The sequence below is a fragment of the Onishia taeanensis genome (assembly GCF_013349955.1).
Taxonomy (GTDB): domain Bacteria; phylum Pseudomonadota; class Gammaproteobacteria; order Pseudomonadales; family Halomonadaceae; genus Onishia; species Onishia taeanensis_B.
This window is the reverse complement of record NZ_JABVXC010000027.1, coordinates 1-5,371: the sequence shown is the minus strand read 5'-3', so window position 1 is coordinate 5,371 and position 5,371 is coordinate 1. Positions and strand designations below refer to the sequence as shown.

The 5,371-nt window shown below is 54.0% G+C and carries 1 protein-coding gene and 3 rRNA genes; all 4 read left to right on the top strand.

Going from position 1 to position 5,371, the window contains the following annotated elements; all coding sequences use genetic code 11:
- On the top strand, positions 1-227 hold a 227-nt coding region (locus HUS66_RS17675), incomplete at its 5' end, for a hypothetical protein (protein ID WP_217488171.1).
- Between the two features lie 130 nt (positions 228-357).
- A 16S ribosomal RNA gene (locus HUS66_RS17225) occupies positions 358-1,897 on the top strand.
- Between the two features lie 348 nt (positions 1,898-2,245).
- Positions 2,246-5,131 (top strand): 23S ribosomal RNA (locus HUS66_RS17220).
- 123 nt (positions 5,132-5,254) lie between these two features.
- A 5S ribosomal RNA gene (gene rrf, locus HUS66_RS17215) occupies positions 5,255-5,370 on the top strand.
- Together the 16S, 23S and 5S rRNA genes form the textbook arrangement of a ribosomal RNA operon.
- Position 5,371: the final 1 nt, after the last annotated feature.

Sequence of the window (5,371 nt, the reverse complement as noted above, 5' to 3'; positions counted from 1 at the left end):
CCTCCACTCGATCGGCGCTCAACTCGCCGCTGGTTCACCCGGTCATCTACGGTGAGCAACAACAGCAAGGGTTGACATTCACGGCCGATTCAGTAGAATACGCCTTCCTCGCAGGGCGCCGGCCGAACGGCCAGGCAGATGCGAGATGCTCCACTCTTCAAGAGCCGGAGCTGCTCTTTAACAATCGATCAGATAATTCATGTGGGCGCTTGTCGATGAAGGGGTGATCAGTCACCGATACTTCAAGGCAAGCGACTCGTCAAAGCAAGCCATATCGGCTTTGTTTTTTGAGACGTTTGAACCTTGAGCCAAGTTTGGTCTGCTTCTTTCTTCGGAAAGGTAAGACCGTATGATTTTAAACTGAAGAGTTTGATCATGGCTCAGATTGAACGCTGGCGGCAGGCCTAACACATGCAAGTCGAGCGGAAACGATCCTAGCTTGCTAGGAGGCGTCGAGCGGCGGACGGGTGAGTAATGCATAGGAATCTGCCCGGTAGTGGGGGATAACGTGGGGAAACTCACGCTAATACCGCATACGCCCTACGGGGGAAAGCAGGGGATCTTCGGACCTTGCGCTATCGGATGAGCCTATGTCGGATTAGCTTGTTGGTGAGGTAATGGCTCACCAAGGCGACGATCCGTAGCTGGTCTGAGAGGATGATCAGCCACACTGGGACTGAGACACGGCCCAGACTCCTACGGGAGGCAGCAGTGGGGAATATTGGACAATGGGCGAAAGCCTGATCCAGCCATGCCGCGTGTGTGAAGAAGGCTTTCGGGTTGTAAAGCACTTTCAGCGAGGAAGAAGGCCTGACGGTTAATACCTGTCAGGAAGGACATCACTCGCAGAAGAAGCACCGGCTAACTCCGTGCCAGCAGCCGCGGTAATACGGAGGGTGCAAGCGTTAATCGGAATTACTGGGCGTAAAGCGCGCGTAGGTGGCTTGATAAGCCGGTTGTGAAAGCCCCGGGCTCAACCTGGGAACTGCATCCGGAACTGTTAGGCTAGAGTGCAGGAGAGGAAGGTAGAATTCCCGGTGTAGCGGTGAAATGCGTAGAGATCGGGAGGAATACCAGTGGCGAAGGCGGCCTTCTGGACTGACACTGACACTGAGGTGCGAAAGCGTGGGTAGCAAACAGGATTAGATACCCTGGTAGTCCACGCCGTAAACGATGTCGACTAGCCGTTGGGAGCCTCGAGTTCTTAGTGGCGCAGTTAACGCAATAAGTCGACCGCCTGGGGAGTACGGCCGCAAGGTTAAAACTCAAATGAATTGACGGGGGCCCGCACAAGCGGTGGAGCATGTGGTTTAATTCGATGCAACGCGAAGAACCTTACCTACTCTTGACATCGTGCGAACTTGGCAGAGATGCCTTGGTGCCTTCGGGAGCGCACAGACAGGTGCTGCATGGCTGTCGTCAGCTCGTGTTGTGAAATGTTGGGTTAAGTCCCGTAACGAGCGCAACCCCTATCCTTATTTGCCAGCGATTCGGTCGGGAACTCTAAGGAGACTGCCGGTGACAAACCGGAGGAAGGTGGGGATGACGTCAAGTCATCATGGCCCTTACGAGTAGGGCTACACACGTGCTACAATGGCAGGTACAAAGGGTTGCAAGACGGCGACGTGGAGCTAATCCCATAAAGCCTGCCTCAGTCCGGATCGGAGTCTGCAACTCGACTCCGTGAAGTCGGAATCGCTAGTAATCGTGAATCAGAATGTCACGGTGAATACGTTCCCGGGCCTTGTACACACCGCCCGTCACACCATGGGAGTGGACTGCACCAGAAGTGGTTAGCTTAACCTTCGGGGGAGCGATCACCACGGTGTGGTTCATGACTGGGGTGAAGTCGTAACAAGGTAGCCGTAGGGGAACCTGCGGCTGGATCACCTCCTTAATCGACGACTCGCCTCTTCTCGGCAAGTGTCCACAATGAATTATCTGATCGGTCAGAGCATAAGACTGTTTGGGTCACGGACCCAGTGGTGAGTAAGCCGGCGACTGTCGCACAGTCGGTCGCAACGCCTGCCTTGCCACCGTCGATGACGTTTTAAGCTAGGCGCTTGATAAGAGGATTTTCCTCTTCAAGCTTCCAGCTTAAAGCTTCTTGCTTTAAATGCTCTTTAACAATATGAATCATGCTGACAAAAAGTCCCTTTCCTACCCAGGAAAGGGCAGTGATACGTCTCAAGCGTATCCGGCAATTGTCGTGCGTCATCGCGGATCAGACCCTTTCGGGTTATATGGTCAAGCGATGAAGCGCATACGGTGGATGCCTAGGCAGTCAGAGGCGATGAAAGACGTGGAAGCCTGCGATAAGGTTCGGCGAGGTGGCAAACAACCTGCGACCCGGACATTTCTGAATGGGGAAACCCACCCACGGTAACGTGGGTATCCCACACTGAATACATAGGTGTTGGGAGGCGAACCAGGGGAACTGAAACATCTAAGTACCCTGAGGAAAAGAAATCAACCGAGATTCCCCAAGTAGCGGCGAGCGAACGGGGAGTAGCCCTTAAGCACCATGACCGATAGACGAAGTGGTTGGGAAACCACGCGATACAGGGTGATAGCCCCGTAGTCGAAATCTGATTGGTGTGAAATCGAGTAGGTCGAGGCACGTGAAACCTTGACTGAAGACGGGGGGACCATCCTCCAAGGCTAAATACTCCTGACTGACCGATAGTGAACCAGTACCGTGAGGGAAAGGCGAAAAGAACCCCGGAGAGGGGAGTGAAATAGATCCTGAAACCGTATGCGTACAAGCAGTGGGAGCAGACACGTTCTGTGACCGCGTACCTTTTGTATAATGGGTCAGCGACTTATTTTCAGTGGCGAGCTTAACCGTATAGGGGAGGCGTAGAGAAATCGAGTCTTAACTGGGCGACCAGTCGCTGGAAATAGACCCGAAACCGGGCGATCTATCCATGAGCAGGTTGAAGATTGAGTAACATCAATTGGAGGACCGAACCAGGATCTGTTGAAAAAGATTTGGATGACTTGTGGATCGGAGTGAAAGGCTAATCAAGCCCGGAGATAGCTGGTTCTCCTCGAAAGCTATTTAGGTAGCGCCTCACGTATCACCGCCGGGGGTAGAGCACTGTTTCGGCTAGGGGGTCATCCCGACTTACCAACCCGAGGCAAACTCCGAATACCGGTGAGTGCAGCGTGGGAGACACACAGCGGGTGCTAACGTCCGTTGTGAAAAGGGAAACAACCCAGACCGTCAGCTAAGGTCCCAAAATCCTGATTAAGTGGGAAACGATGTGGGAAGGCTCAGACAGCTAGGAGGTTGGCTTAGAAGCAGCCATCCTTTAAAGAAAGCGTAATAGCTCACTAGTCGAGTCGGCCTGCGCGGAAGATGTAACGGGGCTAAATCAGGTACCGAAGCTACGGGTTCATCGAATGATGAGCGGTAGAGGAGCGTCGTGTAAGCCGATGAAGGTGTGTTGAGAAGCATGCTGGAGGTATCACGAGTGCGAATGCTGACATGAGTAACGACAAGGGGAGTGAAAAACTCCCCCGCCGGAAGACCAAGGGTTTCTGTTCGACGCTAATCGGAGCAGAGTGAGTCGGCCCCTAAGGCGAGGCCGAAAGGCGTAGTCGATGGGAAACGGGTCAATATTCCCGTACTTCACAGTATTGCGATGGGGGGACGAAGAAGGCTAGGTGAGCCAGGCGTTGGTTGTCCTGGTGAAAGTCTGTAGGCTGGGGAATCAGGTAAATCCGGTACCCCAAGGCCGAGAGACGAGACGAACAGACTACGGTCTGGAAGTCATCGATGCCACGCTTCCAGGAAAAGCCTCTAAGCTTCAGATACTGTGGAACCGTACCCCAAACCGACACAGGTGGTCAGGTAGAGAATACCCAGGCGCTTGAGAGAACTCGGGTGAAGGAACTAGGCAAAATGGTGCCGTAACTTCGGGAGAAGGCACGCCGCATTAGCGTGATGGGACTTGCTCCCTAAGCGCGAAGCGGTCGAAGATACCAGGTGGCTGCAACTGTTTATTAAAAACACAGCACTCTGCCAACGCGTAAGCGGACGTATAGGGTGTGACGCCTGCCCGGTGCCGGAAGGTTAATTGATGGTGTTAGCGTAAGCGAAGCTCCTGATCGAAGCCCCGGTAAACGGCGGCCGTAACTATAACGGTCCTAAGGTAGCGAAATTCCTTGTCGGGTAAGTTCCGACCTGCACGAATGGCGTAATGATGGCCACGCTGTCTCCACCCGAGACTCAGTGAAATTGAAATCGCAGTGAAGATGCTGTGTACCCGCGGCTAGACGGAAAGACCCCGTGAACCTTTACTATAGCTTCACACTGGACGCTGATGTTGCTTGTGTAGGATAGCTGGGAGGCTTGGAAACGGTGGCGCTAGCTACCGTGGAGCCAACCTTGAAATACCAGCCTGGCATCATTGGCGTTCTAACTCCGGTCCGTTATCCGGATCGAGGACAGTGTGTGGTGGGTAGTTTGACTGGGGCGGTCTCCTCCCAAAGAGTAACGGAGGAGCACGAAGGTACCCTCAGCACGGTTGGAAATCGTGCATTGAGTGCAAGAGCATAAGGGTGCTTAACTGCGAGACAGACACGTCGAGCAGGTACGAAAGTAGGTTCTAGTGATCCGGTGGTTCTGTATGGAAGGGCCATCGCTCAACGGATAAAAGGTACTCCGGGGATAACAGGCTGATACCGCCCAAGAGTTCACATCGACGGCGGTGTTTGGCACCTCGATGTCGGCTCATCACATCCTGGGGCTGAAGTCGGTCCCAAGGGTATGGCTGTTCGCCATTTAAAGTGGTACGCGAGCTGGGTTTAGAACGTCGTGAGACAGTTCGGTCCCTATCTGCCGTGGGCGTTGGAAGTTTGAGAAGTGCTGCTCCTAGTACGAGAGGACCGGAGTGGACGCACCTCTGGTGTTCCGGTTGTCACGCCAGTGGCATTGCCGGGTAGCTAAGTGCGGACGGGATAACCGCTGAAAGCATCTAAGCGGGAAGCCCCCTTCAAGATGAGACTTCCCTGAGGCGTAAGCCTCCTGAAGGGCCCAGCGAGACGAGCTGGTTGATAGGCACGGTGTGGAAGCGCTGCAAGGCGTTGAGCTAACGTGTACTAATGGCCCGTGAGGCTTGACCATATAACCCCAAGGGGTCTGCGCATGACGCGCACAATTGACGGATACGCTTGATGTAACGAGACGATCACGTCAGCATGATTCTTATTGCGATGAGCCGCTTAGGCGACTCATCATCCCGTTTCGCCTGACGACCATAGCGAGCGTGAACCACCCGATCCCATGCCGAACTCGGAAGTGAAACCGCTTAGCGCCGATGGTAGTGTGGAGTTTCTCCATGCGAGAGTAGGTCATTGTCAGGCA